The organism is Streptomyces sp. HSS9-12 (genome assembly GCF_054963655.1).
Genome location: NZ_JBUEGC010000018.1, coordinates 18,248 through 35,536 on the forward strand (window position 1 = coordinate 18,248; position 17,289 = coordinate 35,536).

17 protein-coding genes are annotated in these 17,289 nt (G+C 69.7%); 10 read left to right on the forward strand and 7 right to left on the reverse strand.

The features are described from left to right. The first annotated feature begins 133 nt into the window (after positions 1-133). The 5 genes from ACY34J_RS12050 (at position 134) to era (ending at position 4,521) form a co-directional block, all read left to right on the forward strand. The gene (locus tag ACY34J_RS12050; protein ID WP_462728300.1) at positions 134-1,153 is read left to right on the forward strand and encodes a PhoH family protein; all 1,020 of its coding nucleotides are present in this window, start codon (positions 134-136) and stop codon (positions 1,151-1,153) included. 13 nt (positions 1,154-1,166) lie between these two features. After that, on the forward strand, positions 1,167-1,664 hold the full coding sequence (gene ybeY, locus ACY34J_RS12055; RefSeq protein ID WP_462728301.1) for an rRNA maturation RNase YbeY: 498 nt from the start codon (positions 1,167-1,169) through the stop codon (positions 1,662-1,664). Next, positions 1,661-2,992: a hemolysin family protein gene (locus tag ACY34J_RS12060; protein ID WP_462728302.1), complete on the forward strand. Its 1,332-nt coding sequence runs from the start codon at positions 1,661-1,663 to the stop codon at positions 2,990-2,992. Before ybeY ends, ACY34J_RS12060 begins: the two co-directional genes overlap by 4 nt. A gap of 48 nt (positions 2,993-3,040) precedes the next feature. Beyond that, complete coding sequence (locus ACY34J_RS12065; protein WP_462728303.1) at positions 3,041-3,394, forward strand: cytidine deaminase; 354 nt, start codon at positions 3,041-3,043, stop codon at positions 3,392-3,394. A 161-nt stretch (positions 3,395-3,555) separates the two neighbouring features. After that, positions 3,556-4,521, forward strand: a complete 966-nt coding sequence (gene era, locus ACY34J_RS12070) for a GTPase Era (protein ID WP_462728304.1) — start codon at positions 3,556-3,558, stop codon at positions 4,519-4,521. A 104-nt stretch (positions 4,522-4,625) separates the two neighbouring features. Here era and ACY34J_RS12075 read toward each other — a convergent pair whose 3' ends face one another. From ACY34J_RS12075 to ACY34J_RS12085, 3 genes are all read right to left on the reverse strand, one after another. Then, entirely contained in the window at positions 4,626-6,032 is a 1,407-nt protein-coding gene (locus ACY34J_RS12075) for a GH1 family beta-glucosidase (protein WP_462728305.1), read from the reverse strand. A gap of 104 nt (positions 6,033-6,136) precedes the next feature. Continuing rightward, on the reverse strand, positions 6,137-6,403 hold the full coding sequence (locus tag ACY34J_RS12080) for a protealysin inhibitor emfourin (RefSeq protein WP_462728306.1): 267 nt from the start codon (positions 6,401-6,403) through the stop codon (positions 6,137-6,139). 42 nt (positions 6,404-6,445) lie between these two features. Next, a complete protein-coding gene (locus ACY34J_RS12085; protein WP_462728307.1) occupies positions 6,446-7,501 on the reverse strand; it encodes a M4 family metallopeptidase in 1,056 nt (351 codons plus the stop codon). A 288-nt stretch (positions 7,502-7,789) separates the two neighbouring features. On the opposite strand from ACY34J_RS12085, the gene leuA reads away from it, so the two are divergent. The 4 genes from leuA to ACY34J_RS12105 all read left to right on the forward strand — a co-directional run bounded on the left by leuA (position 7,790) and on the right by ACY34J_RS12105 (position 12,180). Then, positions 7,790-9,553 carry a 2-isopropylmalate synthase gene (leuA, locus tag ACY34J_RS12090; protein ID WP_462728308.1) on the forward strand — a complete coding sequence of 588 codons (1,764 nt, stop codon included), beginning with the start codon at positions 7,790-7,792 and terminating at the stop codon, positions 9,551-9,553. 233 nt (positions 9,554-9,786) lie between these two features. Beyond that, complete coding sequence (locus ACY34J_RS12095; RefSeq protein ID WP_462728309.1) at positions 9,787-10,470, forward strand: TerB family tellurite resistance protein; 684 nt, start codon at positions 9,787-9,789, stop codon at positions 10,468-10,470. Between the two features lie 54 nt (positions 10,471-10,524). Next, positions 10,525-11,271 (forward strand): DNA repair protein RecO, encoded by a 747-nt coding sequence (recO, locus tag ACY34J_RS12100; RefSeq protein WP_462728310.1) that lies wholly within the window; start codon positions 10,525-10,527, stop codon positions 11,269-11,271. 63 nt (positions 11,272-11,334) lie between these two features. Further along, on the forward strand, positions 11,335-12,180 hold the full coding sequence (locus tag ACY34J_RS12105; RefSeq protein WP_462728311.1) for an isoprenyl transferase: 846 nt from the start codon (positions 11,335-11,337) through the stop codon (positions 12,178-12,180). A 279-nt stretch (positions 12,181-12,459) separates the two neighbouring features. On the opposite strand, the gene ACY34J_RS12110 is transcribed toward ACY34J_RS12105, so the two are convergent. The 4 genes from ACY34J_RS12110 to ACY34J_RS12125 form a co-directional block, all read right to left on the reverse strand. Next, positions 12,460-12,882 (reverse strand): Fur family transcriptional regulator, encoded by a 423-nt coding sequence (locus tag ACY34J_RS12110; RefSeq protein WP_462728312.1) that lies wholly within the window; start codon positions 12,880-12,882, stop codon positions 12,460-12,462. Between the two features lie 69 nt (positions 12,883-12,951). Then, positions 12,952-13,845, reverse strand: a complete 894-nt coding sequence (locus ACY34J_RS12115) for a metal ABC transporter permease (RefSeq protein WP_462728313.1) — start codon at positions 13,843-13,845, stop codon at positions 12,952-12,954. Further along, entirely contained in the window at positions 13,845-14,630 is a 786-nt protein-coding gene (locus ACY34J_RS12120) for a metal ABC transporter ATP-binding protein (protein ID WP_462728314.1), read from the reverse strand. The genes ACY34J_RS12115 and ACY34J_RS12120 overlap by 1 nt, the downstream gene beginning before the upstream one ends. An 11-nt stretch (positions 14,631-14,641) precedes the next feature. Next, on the reverse strand, positions 14,642-15,640 hold the full coding sequence (locus tag ACY34J_RS12125; RefSeq protein WP_462728315.1) for a metal ABC transporter substrate-binding protein: 999 nt from the start codon (positions 15,638-15,640) through the stop codon (positions 14,642-14,644). A 214-nt stretch (positions 15,641-15,854) separates the two neighbouring features. Here ACY34J_RS12125 and ACY34J_RS12130 point away from each other — a divergent pair, with 214 nt between their 5' ends. After that, on the forward strand, positions 15,855-17,237 hold the full coding sequence (locus ACY34J_RS12130) for a glycine--tRNA ligase (RefSeq protein WP_462728316.1): 1,383 nt from the start codon (positions 15,855-15,857) through the stop codon (positions 17,235-17,237). The last annotated feature ends 52 nt before the right edge of the window (positions 17,238-17,289 follow it).

The following is a 17,289-nucleotide window of genomic DNA, read 5'->3' on the forward strand; positions in this document are numbered from 1 at the left end:
GGAAACAGAGGCTCGGACAAGGACTCGGGCGTTGTCGGTGCTCCGTCGTAGGCTTGGTATCCCGAGGGGCCGTGCGGACACGCACGGCGTGTCGAGCGAAGAAGGCGGGATCAGCAGGCCAGAGAGCCGGCCCATGACTCAGACATCCACAGCCAACACCCCCGCGCCGGAAGAGGCACGCGCCCACTTCACCGTCCCTGCCAAGCACCCCATGGTGACGGTCCTGGGCTCCGGTGACTCCTTGCTGCGGGTGATCGAGAAGGCGTTCCCGACAACCGACATCCATGTGCGCGGCAATGTAGTCAGCGCCGTGGGCGACCCCGCGGAAGTCGCGCTGATCCAGCGCCTGTTCGACGAAATGCTGCTGGTGCTGCGCACCGGCGCCCCGATGACGGAGGATGCGGTGGAACGTTCGATCGCGATGCTGCGCGAGGAGACGGCAGGAACGGCAGGCGCGATCGAGACCCCCTCCGAGGTGCTCACCCAGAACATCCTCTCCAACCGCGGTCGCACCATCCGCCCCAAGACCGTCAACCAGAAGCGCTACGTCGACGCCATCGACAAGCACACGGTCGTCTTCGGCATCGGCCCCGCCGGCACCGGCAAGACCTATCTCGCCATGGCCAAGGCGGTCCAGGCCCTGCAGTCCAAGCAGGTCAACCGGATCATCCTGACCCGGCCGGCGGTCGAGGCGGGCGAGCGGCTGGGATTCCTGCCCGGCACGCTCTACGAGAAGATCGACCCGTATCTGCGCCCGCTCTACGACGCGCTCCACGACATGCTGGACCCGGACTCGATCCCGCGGCTGATGGCGGCCGGGACGATCGAGGTGGCGCCGCTGGCGTATATGCGCGGCCGGACGCTCAACGACGCGTTCATCATCCTCGACGAGGCGCAGAACACGAACCCCGAGCAGATGAAGATGTTCCTTACCCGGCTGGGGTTCAACTCCAAGGTCGTCGTCACGGGCGACATCACCCAGATCGACCTCCCGGGCGGGACCACCAGCGGTCTGCGTCAGGTCCGGGACATCCTGCAGGGCGTCCACGACCTGCACTTCGCGTACCTCACCAGCCACGACGTGGTCCGCCACAAGCTGGTGAGCCGTATCGTCGATGCGTACCAGCAGTACGACGAGCGCAACGGAAAGTAAAAACCAAGCCACCATGTCGATCGACGTCAACAACGAATCCGGCACGGACATCGACGAGCGGGCGATCCTCGACGTCGCCCGCTACGCACTCGCCCGGATGCGTATCCACCCGCTGTCCGAGCTCTCGGTGATCGTCGTCGACGCCGACGCCATGGAGCAGCTCCACCTGCAGTGGATGGACCTGCCGGGGCCGACGGACGTCATGTCCTTCCCGATGGACGAGCTGCGCCCGCCCGCCAAGGACGACGAGGAGCCCCCGCAGGGGCTCCTCGGCGACATCGTGCTCTGCCCGGAGGTGGCCAAGAAGCAGGGTGAGGAGGCTCCGACGCAGCACTCGATGGACGAGGAGCTGCAGCTCCTCACCGTCCACGGCGTTCTCCACCTGCTCGGCTACGACCACGAGGCGCCCGACGAGAAGGCCGAGATGTTCGGCCTCCAGAAGGCGATCATCGACGGCTGGCGTGCCGAGCAAGGCATCGACGGGCCCTCCCCGGCCCCCACGACACGATGACCGGGCAGCTGATCACGGCCGCCGTGCTGCTGGTCGTCATCGCCTGGCTGGCGGCCTGCGCCGAGGCCGGTCTGGCCCGTACGACCCGCTTCCGCGCCGAGGAGGCCGTACGGTCCGGGCGCCGGGGCAGCGCCAAGCTGCTGGCGGTCGCCGAGGACCCCACGCGCTATCTCAACGTCGCGCTGCTGGTGCGCGTCGCCTGCGAAATGGCGGCGGGCGTTCTGGTCACCTACGTCTGCCTCCGGGAGTTCGACAGCACCGCGGAGGCCCTGGCCGTCGCCATCGGCGTGATGGTCCTCGTCTCCTATGTCGCCGTGGGCGTCTCCCCGCGCACCATCGGCCGCCAGCACCCGCTGAATACCGCCACGGCGGCCGCGTACGTCCTGCTGCCACTGGCCCGGATCATGGGGCCCATCCCGCAGCTGCTGATCCTCCTCGGTAACGCCCTGACGCCCGGCAAGGGCTTCCGCAAGGGCCCGTTCGCCTCCGAGGCCGAGCTGCGCGCCGCGGTCGACCTGGCCGAGCAGGAGCAGCTCATCGAGGCCGATGAGCGCCGTATGGTGCACTCGGTCTTCCAGCTGGGCGACACCCTGGTGCGCGAGGTGATGGTGCCGCGCACCGACCTGGTCGTCATCGAGCGCGCCAAGACGATCCGGCAGGCGCTCACTCTCGCGCTGCGCTCCGGCTTCTCCCGTATTCCGGTGACGGGGGAGAGCGAGGACGACATCGTCGGCATCGTCTACCTCAAGGACCTGGTCCGTAAGACGCATATCAACCGGGAGGCAGAGACCGAGCTGGTCTCCACGGCGATGCGGCCCGCGCTCTTCGTGCCCGACACCAAGAACGCCGGCGACCTGCTGCGCGAGATGCAGCAGGCCCGTACTCATGTCGCCGTCGTCATCGACGAGTACGGCGGCACGGCGGGCATCGTCACCATCGAGGACATCCTCGAGGAGATCGTCGGGGAGATCACCGACGAGTACGACCGCGAGCTGCCGCCGGTCGAGGACCTGGGCGACGGCCGGTACCGGGTCACCGCCCGTCTGGACATCGGAGACCTCGGCGAGCTGTACGACTTCGAGCTGGACGACGAGGACGTGGAGACGGTCGGCGGGCTGCTCGCCAAGTGGCTGGGCCGCGTCCCGATCGCGGGCGCGGTCGCCGAGGTCGATGTCTCCGAGAACGCCTCGGCCGCCGGGCTCAAGGCGCTGCGGCTGACCGCCGAGTCCGCCGCGGGCCGCCGGAACCGGATTCTGACCGTCCTGGTCGAGCCGGTCCGGACCGAGGAGCCGCAGGACGAGGACGAGGCGGGCGCGGCCGCGGACTGACCGGGCACCCGCGCGCACGGCGGCCGGGCGGATCTCTATGATCGTCGTATGACGGAGAGCACCGACCTGGACCCCGAGGACCGCAAGATCATCACGCTGGCCCGCTCCACGCGGGCGCGCAACGCCGTACCGGAGGGCGCTGCCGTACGGGATGAGTCCGGCAGGACGTATGTCGCGGGGACTGTCGAGCTCCCGTCACTGAAGCTCACCGCGCTGCAGACCGCCGTCGCGATGGCCGTCGCCAGCGGGGCGAAGTCGCTGGAGGCCGCGGCCGTCGTCTCCGACGACGTCGCCGTCAAGGACGTGGACCGCGCTGCCGTACGGGACCTCGGCGGGCCGGAGACCCCGGTGCTGCTCGCCGCGCCCGACGGAAGGCTGCGCGCCGCTGTCACCGCGGGCTGAAGTCCGTCCCGCAAGGGATCGGTTCGGGCTGGACCGCAACCCTCGGGTTGGAAGCCCCCTCCTTTCAGGTGGGGGAGCGGAGTCACGCCCATGCACGCCGCGAACGTAGGCGGTTTCCGCATACAGCCAGGCGTACGGTGGCCCCTCGAGGGTGGGGGAGAATGGTCGCTATGAGCGACCGTTCCCCCTCGTCCCTGCCCGAGCCGGAGGCTGCCCCGCACCGGGCCGGCTTCGCCTGTTTCGTCGGGCGCCCCAACGCGGGCAAATCGACGCTGACCAACGCCCTGGTCGGGACGAAGGTGGCGATCACCTCCAACCGCCCGCAGACTACCCGGCACACCGTCCGCGGCATCGTGCACCGCCCCGACGCCCAGCTCGTCCTGGTCGACACCCCGGGTCTGCACAAGCCGCGCACGCTGCTCGGCGAGCGTCTGAACGACGTCGTCCGCACCACCTGGGCGGAGGTCGACGTCATCGGCTTCTGTCTGCCCGCCGACCAGAAGATCGGCCCCGGCGACCGCTTCATCGCCGGCGAGCTCGCCGGGATCAAGAAGACCCCCAAGGTCGCCGTCGTCACCAAGACCGACCTGGTGGACTCCAAGCAGCTCGCCGAGCAGCTGCTCGCCGTCGACCGGCTCGGCAAGGAGCTGGGCATCGAGTGGGCCGAGATCGTCCCTGTCTCGGCGGTCGGGGACGACCAGGTGTCGCTCCTCGCCGACCTCCTCATCCCCCTGCTCCCCGAGGGCCCGGCGCTCTACCCCGAGGGCGACCTCACCGACGAGCCCGAGCAGGTCATGGTCGCCGAGCTGATCCGCGAGGCGGCGCTGGAGGGCGTACGGGACGAGCTGCCGCACTCCATCGCGGTCGTCGTCGAGGAGATGCTGCCGCGCGAGGGCCGTCCGGCGGACAAGCCGCTGCTGGACATCCACGCCAACGTCTTCATCGAGCGGCCCAGCCAGAAGGGCATCGTCATCGGGCCGAAGGGCGCGCGGCTGAAGCAGGTGGGGATCAAGTCGCGCAAGCACATTGAGGCGCTGCTCGGTACGCCGGTCTTCCTCGACCTTCATGTGAAGGTCGCCAAGGACTGGCAGCGCGATCCGAAGCAGCTGCGCAAGCTCGGCTTCTGAGTGGTGCCCGGGGCTTCGCGCCGGGCATTCGACCGGCTCGGCGAGGGCATCGGGCAACGCGGCGGGCAGGCGGGGAGGGCCGGCTTGGCCGGAGGCGGAGACGGTCACCCGGCGGACGCCGTCCGTATGACCTCACGCAGCCAGCGGAAGGAGTCCTTCGGGGTCCGGGCCAGGGTCTCGTAGTCGATGTGGACCAGGCCGAAGCGCTGCGCGTAGCCCTCCGCCCACTCGAAGTTGTCCATCAGCGACCAGACGAAGTAGCCGCGTACGTCCACGCCCGCCGCCATGGCCCGGTGCAGCTCGCGCAGATGTCCGTCGAGGAAGTCGATCCGGCGCGCGTCGTGGACCTCCTCGCCGTACGAGCAGCCGTTCTCGGTGATGACGATCGGCGGCAGCCGGTCGCCGTACCGGTCGCGGAAACAGATCAGCAGCTCGGACAGGCCCTCGGGGACAACGGGCCAGTCGAAGTCGGTGCGCGGGCGCCCCTCGATGGGGTGCAGCCGGAACGGAAGCTCCGCGGGCAGCGCGATCCCGGCGAATTCGGCGTCCCCCGCGCTGCCCCCGTCCGCCTCCGGGGCCCCGGCCAGACTCGGCTGGTAGTAGTTGATCCCGTACCAGTCCAGCGGCTCGGAGATGACCTTCAGATCCTCCCCCACCGGGCCGGGCAGCATCGCCGCCAAGCCCTCGTCGGGGTAGCGCCCCAGCAGGATCGGGTCGCTGAACATCCGGTTGGTGAGGACGTCGTACAGCTCCGCGGCCCCGGAGTCGGCCTCCGCGCCCGACCGCGGCCACACCGGGGAGTGGGAGTTGGCAATCCCGACGCTGCGGGCGCCGCGGGCGCGCAGCGCCCGGACGGCCAGCCCGTGCGCCAGGAGCTGGTGGTGTGCGGCGGGCAGCGCGTCGAACAGCAGCCGCTTGCCAGGCGCGTGCTCGCCGAGGCCATAGCCCAGCAGGGTCACCTCGGCCGGTTCGTTGACCGTGATCCACATCCGCACCCGGTCGCCGAGCCGCTTGGCGACCACGTCCACGTAATCGGCGAACCGCTGCGCGGTGTCCCGTACGAGCCAGCCTCCGGCCGCCTCCACCGGCGCTGGGGTGTCCCAGTGGTAGAGGGTCGGCACGGGCCGTACGCCCGCCGCGCACAGCTCGTCGACGAGGCGGTCGTAGAAGTCCAGTCCGCGCTGGTTGACCCGGCCACAGCCGCCCGGGACCACGCGCGGCCAGGCGATCGAGAAGCGGTACGCGCCGACGCCCAGGTCCCTGAGGAGGCCGACGTCCTCCCGGTGGCGGTGGTAGTGGTCGGTGGCGACGGACGCATCGCCGCCGTCCTTGATCCGGCCCGGCTCGGCCGCGAAGAGGTCCCAGGTCGAGGGCCCGCGGCCGTCCTCACCCACCGCCCCCTCGATCTGCTGGGCGGAGGTGGACACGCCCCAGAGGAAGTCCGGTGGGAAGGCCGGAAGCGGCCGTGCGGACGTGGAAGCGGACGTGGATGTGTCTGCGGATGCGGACATCCTTCTCACCCCATGGCTCGGATCGGCCCGAGCCGGGATCATCTTGGGCCGGTGCGAAGGAGTCAAGGGCACCGCAAACAAGGAAAGTTCAGGGCCCTGCCCGGTCAGGCGCCTTCCTTGAGGACGCGGGAGACCAGGGTGCGCTGCGCCTCGTTCAGCCGTGGATCCGCGCAGTAGAACGTGCGGTCGTCGACCGTGATCTGGTAGCTGAAGCCGTCCGGCACACCAACGGGGGGCGTGCCCCGGCCGTCGGCTTCCGCCGCCTCGGCCAGGGCCTGCCACTCGCGGGCATCGGGCCGGCCCGAGGTGTCCACCTCGCTGTGCCGCTCGATCCCCGCGAACCCTCCGGTACGCCTCACCTTGATTCGCATGAGTCCATCTCTACCCGCTGCGCACCGACTCCGCAGCGGCTGTCACTCAACCAGGACGCCGACCTGGGACCAGGACTTCAGCAGCGCCTCGTGCTCATCGCCCTCCCCGTAGCGGGCGGCGGCCGCGGCGACCGTGAGCTGGGCGAAGGAGGCGAAGCCGGCGTCCGTGGCCAGCTCGCCCCTGGTGAGCACGTCGTACCAGATCTGGCCCGCCCGCTCCCAGGCGTGGCCGCCGAGGGCCTTGGCGGCCAGGTAGAAGGCGTGGTTGGGGATGCCGGAGTTGATGTGCACGCCGCCGTTGTCGCGGCCGGTGCGGACGTAGTCGGCCATCCTGGCGGGCTGCGGGTCCTTGCCGAGGACGTCGTCGTCGTACGCCGTGCCCGGGGCCTTCAGCGAACGCAGCGCCTCGCCCGTGACGCCTGGCCCGAGGAGGCCGGCGCCGATCAGCCAGTCGGCCTGGTCGGCGGTCTGCCCGAGCGTGTACTGCTTGATCAGCGAGCCGAAGACATCGGAGAGCGACTCGTTGAGGGCGCCGGACTGGCCGAAGTACTCCAGGTTGGCGGTGTACTGGGTGACGCCGTGGGTGAGCTCGTGGCCGATGACGTCCACCGGAATGGTGAAGTCGAGGAAGATCTCGCCGTCACCGTCGCCGAAGACCATCCGCTCGCCGTCCCAGAAGGCGTTGCCGTAACTCTCGCCGTAGTGGACGGTCGCGTCCAGCGGCAGCCCGGCGTCGTCGATCGAGCGCCAGCCGTAGGCGTGCAGATACAGCTCGAAGGTCGCGCCGAGCCCGGCGTAGGCGCGGTTGACCGTCGCGTCCCGGGTGGCGGGGTCGCCTTCGGAGCGCACCTTCTTGCCCGGCAGCATCTGGTGGTGCTTGGCGTCGTAGACGGTCCGCTGCGGCCTGTCGTCGGGGCCCGTGGGCGCTCCGGCGGCCCGGGTGCCGATGACGGTGGTGAGCCGGCGGCGGGTCCGCTGGAGGGCGTCGTGCTCCAGCGTGCGGCGGGCCGGGTCGGCGAATGCGGCGTCCCCGGCCTGGGCGAGCTTGTCGAGGACATGCGGCGGCACGATCGTGCAGATGGCGGTGTTGGCGTCCATCCGGATAATGTGGCATCGGGTCACCGGGCTGTCACTGCTTGCAGTCAGGGGTTGATGAAAAGGAGTGATTCGTCACTCTTCGCCCTTTACTTCTGACGCGTCTTGCATACTGAAACAGAACTCGGTGTCCCTCGCCCCGTCGGCTAAGCTGCGATCACCATGCGTTTCGGGCTGCTTCTTCTTAGCTGCCGCGGCGAGGGCCTGTTGTCGTAGGCCGACTCCCTCCCCGCGGAGTTCGGTGTTGCCCACCGTCGGCCGTCGACTTTCCTCGACAGGAGCCCAGCGCAGATGACTTCACCGAATTCCGTCGGTCGCCCCACGCCCATCACCGCCGCCACCGTCACCCAGCGGCCGTCCGGGATGCCGGTCCACCGGTACACGCCGTACGAGGCCGTGGACCTCCCCGACCGCACCTGGCCGGACAAGCGCATCACCAAGGCCCCCCGCTGGCTGTCCACCGACCTGCGTGACGGCAACCAGGCGCTGATCGACCCGATGTCGCCCGCTCGCAAGCGCGCGATGTTCGATCTGCTGGTCAAGATGGGCTACAAGGAGATCGAGGTCGGCTTCCCGTCGTCCGGTGACACCGACTTCGCGTTCGTACGCTCGATCATCGAAGACGGCGCGATCCCCGAGGATGTGACGATCTCCGTCCTCGTACAGGCACGCGAGGAGCTGATCGAGCGGACCATCGAGTCGCTGCGCGGTGCGCACCGGGCGACCGTGCACCTGTACAACGCGACCGCGCCCGTCTTCCGCCGGGTGGTCTTCCGCGGCAGCCGCGAGGAGGTCAAGGCCATCGCCACCGACGGCACCCGGCTGGTGATGGAGTACGCCGAGAAGATCCTCGGCGACGACACGATCTTCGGCTACCAGTACAGCCCCGAGATCTTCACCGACACCGAGCTGGACTTCGCGCTGGAGGTCTGCGAGGGGGTCATGGACGTCTGGCAGCCCGAGGAGGGCCGCGAGATCATCCTCAACCTGCCCGCCACGGTGGAGCGTTCGACGCCGAGCACCCACGCCGACCGCTTCGAGTGGATGTCGCGCAACCTGTCGCGCCGTGAGTACATCTGTCTGTCCACCCACCCGCACAACGACCGCGGCACCGCGGTGGCGGCCGCCGAGCTGGCCGTCATGGCGGGCGCGGACCGCGTCGAGGGCTGCCTGTTCGGGCAGGGCGAGCGCACCGGCAACGTCGACCTGGTGACGCTGGGCATGAACCTGTTCAGCCAGGGCGTCGACCCGCAGATCGACTTCTCGCAGATCGACGAGATCCGCCGTACCGCCGAGTACTGCAACCAGATGTCGATCCACCCGCGCCACCCGTACGCGGGCGACCTCGTCTACACCGCGTTCTCCGGCTCCCACCAGGACGCCATCAAGAAGGGCTTCGAGGCCCTGGAGGCCGAAGCCCGGGCGCAGGGCAAGCCGGTGAACGAGATCACGTGGGCGGTCCCGTACCTGCCGATCGACCCGAAGGACGTCGGCCGGTCGTACGAGGCGGTCATCCGCGTCAACTCGCAGTCCGGCAAGGGCGGTGTCGCTTACGTCCTGAAGAACGACCACAAGCTGGACCTGCCGCGCCGGATGCAGATCGAGTTCTCGAAGATCATCCAGGCGAAGACGGACGCCGAGGGCGGCGAGGTCACCCCGGCACAGATCTGGTCGGTCTTCCAGGACGAGTACCTGCCGACGGATGCGAACCCGTGGGGCCGGATCGCGCTGCGCTCGGCGCAGACCTCGACGACCGGCGAGGGCGGCGACGCGCTGACGGTGGAGGCTGTCGTGGACGGCCAGGACACGGTCCTCACCGGCACCGGCAACGGCCCGATCGCGGCGTTCATCGACGCGCTGGGCGCGATCGGCGTGGACGTACGGGTACTGGACTACGCCGAGCACGCGCAGAGCGAGGGCGCGACGGCGCAGGCCGCCGCGTACGTGGAGTGCGCCGTGGACGGCAAGGTGCTGTGGGGCGTCGGCATCGACGCCAACACGGTGCGCGCCTCCCTGAAGGCGGTCGTCTCCGCGGTCAACCGCGCTCGGCGTTAGCGCCTTCGTCACCGGGCGCACCGGCCTGCTCACGCGCGGCGCATCAGCGCCCGTTCCGACGCCCCGCACGCCCCTCGCCGGGTGTGCGGGACGTCGTTGTCTCGTTCCCGGTACTGACGCCACATCCGGATGTGGTTAACATCACGTCCAACACGGCGCCGCTGCCGAAGAGTCACCGACTGGCGGCGGTCCGTGTCGGTGACGTTTCGAGCCGACCTGCCGGAGGTGCGCGGATGCAGCTGCAGCGCGTGTGGGGAGTGCGCACGACCTGGCACACGGTCGGCGACGGCGAATTCTTCTGTCCCGACTGCGGCGGCGACCGCAGTTACCGCCGGCGCACCGGCCGCCGTGTGCTCGCCCTGCTCGGCATCCCCCTCCTTCCGCGCGGCGGCGCGGGCCCGGTGATCGAATGCGCGGCCTGCCGGAGCCACTTCGGGACCGACGTTCTGGACCACCCCACGACCACCCGCTTCTCGGCGATGCTCCGCGACGCCGTGCACACCGTCGCCCTCGCCATTCTCGCGGCCGGCGGCGCCGAGGCCCGTACGGCCCGCGAGGCCGCGGTCGAGGCGGTGCGTGGCGCAGGGTTCGCCGACTGCACCGAGGAGCAGTTGATCATCCTCATCGAGGCGCTGGCCGCCGACGCCGGGCGGCTGCCCGAGGCGCACCAGGACGGGATCGCCGACAGCGGCACGGCGCTCACCATCGAGCTCCACGAGGCGCTCGACCCGCTCGCCCCGCACCTTGCCCCCGCAGGCCGCGAGGGCATCCTGCTGCAGGGTGCGCGGATCGCCCTCGCCGACGGCCCGTACCGACCCGCCGAGCGCCAGGCCCTCGCCGCCGTCGGCCGCGCCCTGCTGATCAGCCAGGGCGACACCCTGCGCCTCCTGGCCGCGGCGGCCCGTACCCCGTACTGACCGGCGTTCGCCCCGGCCGCCCCAGCCGGCCCTCCCGTACGGGACAATGACCGCATGACTCTGTTCCGCGACGACGGCATCGTGCTGCGCACTCAGAAGCTGGGTGAAGCGGACCGGATCATCACCCTGCTCACCCGGGGCCATGGCCGGGTGCGGGCCGTCGCTCGCGGAGTGCGCCGTACCAAGTCGAAGTTCGGGGCCCGGCTGGAGCCCTTCTCGCATGTCGACGTGCAGTTCTTCGCGCGCGGCAGCGAACTGGTCGGCCGTGGGCTGCCGCTGTGCACGCAGAGCGAGACCATCGCTCCGTACGGTGGTGACATCGTCACCGACTACGCCCGCTACACCGCCGGCACCGCCATGCTCGAGACCGCCGAGCGGTTCACCGATCATGAGGGCGAGCCCGCCGTGCAGCAGTATCTGCTGCTGGTGGGCGGGTTGCGGACCCTGGCCGGCGGGGCGCACGCCCCGAATCTGGTGCTCGACGCCTTCCTGCTCCGCTCCCTCGCCGTCAATGGCTACGCCCCCAGCTTTGATGCCTGCGCGAAGTGCGGTATGCCCGGGCCGAACCGGTTCTTCTCGGTCGCGGCGGGCGGTGTGGTCTGCGCGGAGTGCCGGGCGCCCGGCAGCGTCGTACCCTCCTCGGAGGCGCTGACCCTCCTTGGTGCGCTGCTGACCGGGGACTGGGAGACTGCGGACGCGTGCGAGCCCCGGCACGTCCGTGAGGGCAGCGGCCTGGTGGCGGCGTACCTGCACTGGCACCTGGAGCGGGGGCTGCGCTCGCTGCGCTATGTGGAGCAGTGACGCATGGCAACACGGCGTACGACAAGCAGTAGTCGAGAGAACGAGACAGGAGACGTGGACCGCATGGCACGACGCGGGTTTCTGGGCCGCCCCCGACGCGAGTACCGGGCTCCGGACCCGCATCCCTCCGGTGCGCGCCCGCCGAAGATCCCGGGCGAGCTGGTGCCGAAGCATGTGGCGATCGTCATGGACGGCAACGGCCGTTGGGCGAAGGAACGCGGTCTTCCGCGCACGGAGGGGCACAAGGTCGGCGCCGAGCGCGTACTGGACGTGCTGCAGGGCGCGATCGAGATGGGCATCGGGAGCGTTTCCCTGTACGCCTTCTCCACCGAGAACTGGAAGCGCTCGCCGGACGAGGTGCGCTTCCTGATGAACTTCAACCGCGACTTCATCCGCAAGACCCGCGACCAGCTCGACGCCCTCGGTGTCCGGGTGCGCTGGGTGGGCCGGATGCCCAAGCTGTGGAAGTCGGTGGCCAAGGAGCTCCAGATCGCCCAGGAGCAGACCAAGGACAACGACGCGCTCACGCTGTACTTCTGCATGAACTACGGCGGTCGGGCGGAGATCGCGGACGCGGCGCAGGCGCTGGCGGCCGATGTGAAGGCCGGCCGGCTCGACCCGGCGAAGGTCTCGGAGAAGACCTTCGCGAAGTACCTGTACTACCCGGACATGCCGGATGTGGACCTGTTCCTCCGGCCTTCCGGTGAGCAGCGCACCTCCAACTTCCTGATCTGGCAGACCGCTTACGCAGAGATGGTCTTCCAGGACGTGCTGTGGCCGGACTTCGACCGGCGTGACCTGTGGCGGGCGTGCGTCGAATACGCCTCCCGGGACCGCCGCTTCGGCGGCGCCATCCCCAATGAGCAGCTGCTGGCCAAGGAAGCGCAGGCGGCCGAGGAGGCCCGGTAGTCCCCAGGCCGACGCCCTGACCTCCCCGGTACGATCCCGTGGATCATCGCACCGGGGGGATGAACAGGGGCGCAATGCCGGGGATGTCGTCGACGGACAGGCGCTGGAGCTGGTCTGCCGGCCGACCGTGGACGACCCGACGGCCGCGCTGCGCGCGCGGGTCCGCAGCAACCACGTCGGGGCGCCTGCGGCGGAAGCTGCTCATCTTCGCCGCGGTGTGCACAGCGCTCGGATGAGATGCCGATGCCGCCGGGGCTCTGGCCCCGGCGGCATCGCCGTTCAGCTCTCGGCCGTCGCTGCCGCGCAGTCGCCGCAGGTGCCGAAGATCTCGATGGTGTGCGCGACGTCCACGAAGCCGTTGTCGGCCGCGATCTGCTCCGCCCACTTCTCGACCGCCGGGCCCTCGACCTCAACCGCCTTGCCGCAGCCGCGGCACACCAGATGGTGGTGGTGGTCGTCGGTGCTGCACCGGCGGTAGACGGCCTCGCCGTCGCTGGTGCGCAGGACATCGACCTCGCCGGCGTCCGCGAGGGACTGCAGGGTGCGGTAGACGGTGGTCAGGCCGACCGAGTCGCCGCGGTGGCGGAGCAGGTCGTGCAGTTCCTGGGCGCTGCGGAACTCGTCAACCTCGTCCAGGGCAGCCGCCACTGCGGCGCGCTGCCGGGTCGACCGGCCGCGCACTGGGGATCCCGCGGTAGCCACCGTTACCTCCTCTGTTCGCCCGTCCGCCCGTACGAGGGTCATTGTGCCAGCCATCCTGCGCCGGACCGGCTAGACCCGGACGTCGTCGCCTGGCGAGCGTGTGCCCGACATATCCAGGGTGCACTGTTCCTCTGCCCATGCGGCCTTGGCGGCACGCCGTCTGGCCAACGGTGCGGCGAGCGCGGTGATCAGGCCGAAAACCGCTATCGCCAGCACGACGATGCTCGCGCCGGGCGGCACGTCGGCGTAGAAGGAGTAGACCGTTCCGGACAGCGTGACGACGACACCGATGCCGACCGCGAGCGCGAGTGTCGTCACAAAGCCCCGGGTGGCCTGCTGAGCGGCTGCCACCGGCACCACCATCAGTGCGCTGACCAGCAGCAGCCCGACGACCCGCATGGCCACGGTCACGGTGACGGCCGCCGTCACGGCCAGCAGCAGATTCAGCAGCCGTACGGGCAGGCCGGTGACCCGCGCGAACTCCTCGTCCTGGCACACGGCGAACAGCTGCCTCCGCAGCCCCAGCGTGACCAGAGCCACCAGGGCGGCCAGGATGCAGATCGTCGTGACGTCCTGCGGCGAGACCGTGGTGATCGAGCCGAACAGATACGTGGTGAGATTGGCGTTGGACCCGTTCGGCGCGAGATTGATCAGCAGTACGCCGCCGGCCATGCCGCCGTAGAAGAGCATCGCCAGCGCCAGATCGCCGCGCGCCCTGCCGTAGGAGCGGATCAGCTCCATGGCGACCGCGCCGAGCGACGCGACGGCCACGGCCATCCACACCGGGCTGGTGTTCAGCAGAAAGCCGAGTGCGACACCGGTCAGGGCGACGTGCCCGATCCCGTCGCCCATGATCGCCTGCCGGCGCTGGACGAGGTAGATCCCGACGGCCGGGGCGGTGATGCCGACCAGCACGGCGGCGAGCAGGGCCCGCTGCATAAAGGCGTAGTTGAGAAGCTCCATCAGCTCAGCAGTCCCGTCCGGATCGGTTCGGCCGCCACGTCCGCGTGCGGGTGCACATGGTCGTGGCCGGGCAGCGCGTGCTGGCCGACGGCCTTCGGCGGCGGCCCGTCGTGGACCACGCAGCCGTCGCGCAGCACCACCGCCCGGTCGATCAGCGGCTCCAGCGGGCCGAGTTCATGCAGGACGAGCAACACGGTGATACCCGCGGCGACCTGGTCGCGCAGGGTGTCCGCCAGCACCTGCTGGTTGGCCTGGTCGACGCCCGCCATCGGCTCGTCCATGATCAGCAGTTCCGGTTCGACGGCCAGCGCGCGGGCGATGAGCACCCGCTGGTGCTGGCCGCCGGACAGCGCGTTCACCGAGTCCCTGGCCCGGTCGGCCATGCCCACCAGCTCCAGGGCCCGGTCGACCGCCTTCCGGTCGGCCTTGCGCGGCAGCGCCAGCCGGGTACGGGCCAGCCGCCCGGCGGCGACCACCTCGCGTACGGTCGCGGGCACCCCGCCGGCGGCGGTGGTGCGCTGCGGCACGTATCCGATGCGGGCCCACTCGCGGAAGCGGCGGTGGGGGGTGCCGAACAGCTCCAACTCACCGCTGCTGAGCGGCACCTGGCCGATCACCGCGCGCACGGCCGTCGACTTGCCCGAGCCGTTGGCGCCGAGCAGCGCCACGACCTCGCCGCGCCGCACGGTGAGGTCGATGCCGCGCAGCACCGGGCGCGCACCGAGTGAGGCGGTGGCTCCGCGGAGGGATATGACAGGCTCCGAACTGGCTGTACCGGTGGTCATGGCTGCCTCCGTCACTTGGCGCCGAGCGCCTTCCGCAGCGCCTGCAGGTTGTTTCGCTGGACCTCGAAGTAGTCGTCGCCCTTGGAGTCGGGGGTGATGCCCTCGATCGGGTCGAGCACATCGGTTGTGACCTTGAGGTCGCTCGCCAGCGTCTTGGCGGTCTTGTCGCTGACCAGGGTCTCGAAGAAGACCGTGCTGACGTGCTTGTCCTGGGCGAGGGTGTGCAGCTCCTTCATCCGGGCCGCGCTGGGCTCGGACTCCGGGTCGAGGCCGCTGATGGCCTCCTGGACCAGGCCGTAGCGCTCGGCGAGGTAGCCGAACGCGGCGTGGGTGGTGATGAAGGTGTCCGAGGTGCGGTTCTTCAGCCCGTTCTTGAACTCGGTGTCCAGGGTCTGGAGCTTCTTCACCAGCGCGTCGGCGTTCTTCTGGTACGTCGCCGCGTGGTCCGGATCGGCCTTGGCGAGGGTCTTCTCGACGCCCTTGGCGGCCTCGGCGTACTTCACCGGGTCGAGCCAGATGTGCGGGTCCGCGCCGGCGTGCTCCTCATGCTCGCCATGCTCCTCATGCTCGCCGCCGCTGTGGTTGTCGCCGGTGGTGTGGTCGTGACCCTCGACCTCGGTGCCGTGGTTCTCGAGGTGGGTGAGCGAGGCGGCGTCGACGACGTTCTTGACCCCTGACTGCTGGATCGCGTCGTCGACGGCGGGCTGCAGTCCCTTGAGGTAGACGATCACGTCGGACTCACCGAGCGCGGCGGTCTGCTGCGGGGTGAGCTCCAGGTCGTGCGGCTCGGTCCCGGGCTTGGTCAGCTCGGTGACGCTGACCCGGTCCCCGCCGATCTCCTTGGCGAGAAACTCCATCGGGTAGAACGACGCTGTGACCCGCAGCTTGCCGTCGCCCTTCCCGTCACTTGCGGCGTTCGGTGAGGTAGTGCAGGCGGTCAGCGAGGCGAGGCCCAGGGCGGCGGCTCCGGCGATCGCGCCGGTGGATATGAGGCGACGGCTTACGTTCATGACAGTCATTTTCAACAAAGCTGGAAATGATTGTCAACAAAGATGGTCAGCGGCTGCTTGGGCGGGGGCCACCCCCCGATTTGGTGTGCGGGGTGCGCCCGCCGGTAATCTGAGGTATTCGCTGGACGGCCGCAGCGGGCCGGATATCGCCACCGCACGCGGGCGCCGGCGGAGACTCCACTCACCGCTTCGTCGTCGTAATGAAGAGAGCACCGTGGCCGCCGACAAGATCGACACCATCGTCAGCCTCAGCAAGCGCCGTGGCTTTGTCTACCCGTGCAGCGAGATCTACGGCGGCCAGCGCGCCGCCTGGGACTACGGGCCGCTCGGCGTCGAGCTCAAGGAGAACATCAAGCGCCAGTGGTGGCGCTCCATGGTCACCTCGCGCGACGACGTGGTCGGTATCGACTCGTCCGTGATCCTGGCCCGCGAGGTCTGGGAGGCCTCCGGCCATGTGGCGACCTTCACCGACCCGCTCACCGAGTGCACCTCGTGCCACAAGCGCTTCCGTGCGGACCACCTGGAGGAGGCGTACGAGGCCAAGCACGGCCACCTGCCCCCCAACGGTCTGTCCGACGTCAATTGCCCGCACTGCGGCAACAAGGGTGCCTTCACCGAGCCCAAGCAGTTCTCGGGTCTGCTCTCCACCCACCTCGGCCCGACCCAGGACTCCGGCTCGGTCGCCTATCTGCGCCCCGAGACCGCGCAGGGCATCTTCACCAACTTCGCCGCCGTGCAGCAGACCTCGCGCAAGAAGCCGCCGTTCGGCATCGCCCAGATCGGCAAGTCCTTCCGTAACGAGATCACTCCGGGCAACTTCATCTTCCGTACCCGTGAGTTCGAGCAGATGGAGATGGAGTTCTTCGTCAAGCCGGGCGAGGACGAGAAGTGGCACGAGTACTGGATGGAGCAGCGCTGGAACTGGTACCGCGACCTCGGCCTCCGCGAGGAGAACATCCGCTGGTACGAGCACCCCAAGGAGAAGCTCTCCCACTACTCCAAGCGCACCGCTGACATCGAGTACCGCTTCAACTTCGGCGGCACCGAGTTCTCCGAGCTCGAGGGTGTGGCCAACCGCACCGACTTCGACCTCTCCGCGCACTCCAAGGCCTCCGGCCAGGACCTGTCGTACTTCGACCAGGAGGGCGGCGAGCGCTGGACCCCGTACGTCATCGAGCCGGCGGCCGGTGTCAACCGCGCCATGCTCGCCTTCATGCTCGACGCGTACACCGAGGACGAGGCGCCGAACGCCAAGGGTGTGATGGAGAAGCGCACCGTCATGCGGCTTGACCCGCGGCTGGCGCCGGTCAAGGTCGCGGTGCTGCCGCTGTCCCGGAACCCGCAGCTGTCCCCGAAGGCGAAGGGGCTCGCCGCCGACCTGCGCAAGCACTGGAACATCGAGTTCGACGACGCGGGCGCCATCGGCCGCCGCTACCGGCGGCAGGACGAGATCGGTACGCCGTTCTGCGTCACCGTCGACTTCGACACGCTCGACGACAATGCGGTGACGGTGCGCGAGCGCGACACCATGAAGCAGGAGCGGGTCTCGCTCGACCAGGTCCAGGGCTACCTGGGCGCCCGCCTCCTCGGCTGCTGAACCGCCTCGGGCACCGCCCCGTGTTTCTCACACGCCCGCCCACCCCAACGGG

Bases quoted from the DNA above. Each gene is read 5' to 3' on its own strand.
- ACY34J_RS12050 (WP_462728300.1), top strand. From the start codon at position 134: ATGACTCAGACATCCACAGCCAACACCCCCGCGCCGGAAGAGGCACGC.
- ybeY (WP_462728301.1), top strand. From the start codon at position 1,167: ATGTCGATCGACGTCAACAACGAATCCGGCACGGACATCGACGAGCGG.
- ACY34J_RS12060 (WP_462728302.1), top strand. From the start codon at position 1,661: ATGACCGGGCAGCTGATCACGGCCGCCGTGCTGCTGGTCGTCATCGCC.
- ACY34J_RS12065 (WP_462728303.1), top strand. From the start codon at position 3,041: ATGACGGAGAGCACCGACCTGGACCCCGAGGACCGCAAGATCATCACG.
- era (WP_462728304.1), top strand. From the start codon at position 3,556: ATGGTCGCTATGAGCGACCGTTCCCCCTCGTCCCTGCCCGAGCCGGAG.
- ACY34J_RS12075 (WP_462728305.1), bottom strand. From the start codon at position 6,032: ATGTCCGCATCCGCAGACACATCCACGTCCGCTTCCACGTCCGCACGG.
- ACY34J_RS12080 (WP_462728306.1), bottom strand. From the start codon at position 6,403: ATGCGAATCAAGGTGAGGCGTACCGGAGGGTTCGCGGGGATCGAGCGG.
- ACY34J_RS12085 (WP_462728307.1), bottom strand. From the start codon at position 7,501: ATGGACGCCAACACCGCCATCTGCACGATCGTGCCGCCGCATGTCCTC.
- leuA (WP_462728308.1), top strand. From the start codon at position 7,790: ATGACTTCACCGAATTCCGTCGGTCGCCCCACGCCCATCACCGCCGCC.
- ACY34J_RS12095 (WP_462728309.1), top strand. From the start codon at position 9,787: ATGCAGCTGCAGCGCGTGTGGGGAGTGCGCACGACCTGGCACACGGTC.
- recO (WP_462728310.1), top strand. From the start codon at position 10,525: ATGACTCTGTTCCGCGACGACGGCATCGTGCTGCGCACTCAGAAGCTG.
- ACY34J_RS12105 (WP_462728311.1), top strand. From the start codon at position 11,335: ATGGCACGACGCGGGTTTCTGGGCCGCCCCCGACGCGAGTACCGGGCT.
- ACY34J_RS12115 (WP_462728313.1), bottom strand. From the start codon at position 13,845: ATGGAGCTTCTCAACTACGCCTTTATGCAGCGGGCCCTGCTCGCCGCC.
- ACY34J_RS12120 (WP_462728314.1), bottom strand. From the start codon at position 14,630: ATGACCACCGGTACAGCCAGTTCGGAGCCTGTCATATCCCTCCGCGGA.
- ACY34J_RS12125 (WP_462728315.1), bottom strand. From the start codon at position 15,640: ATGAACGTAAGCCGTCGCCTCATATCCACCGGCGCGATCGCCGGAGCC.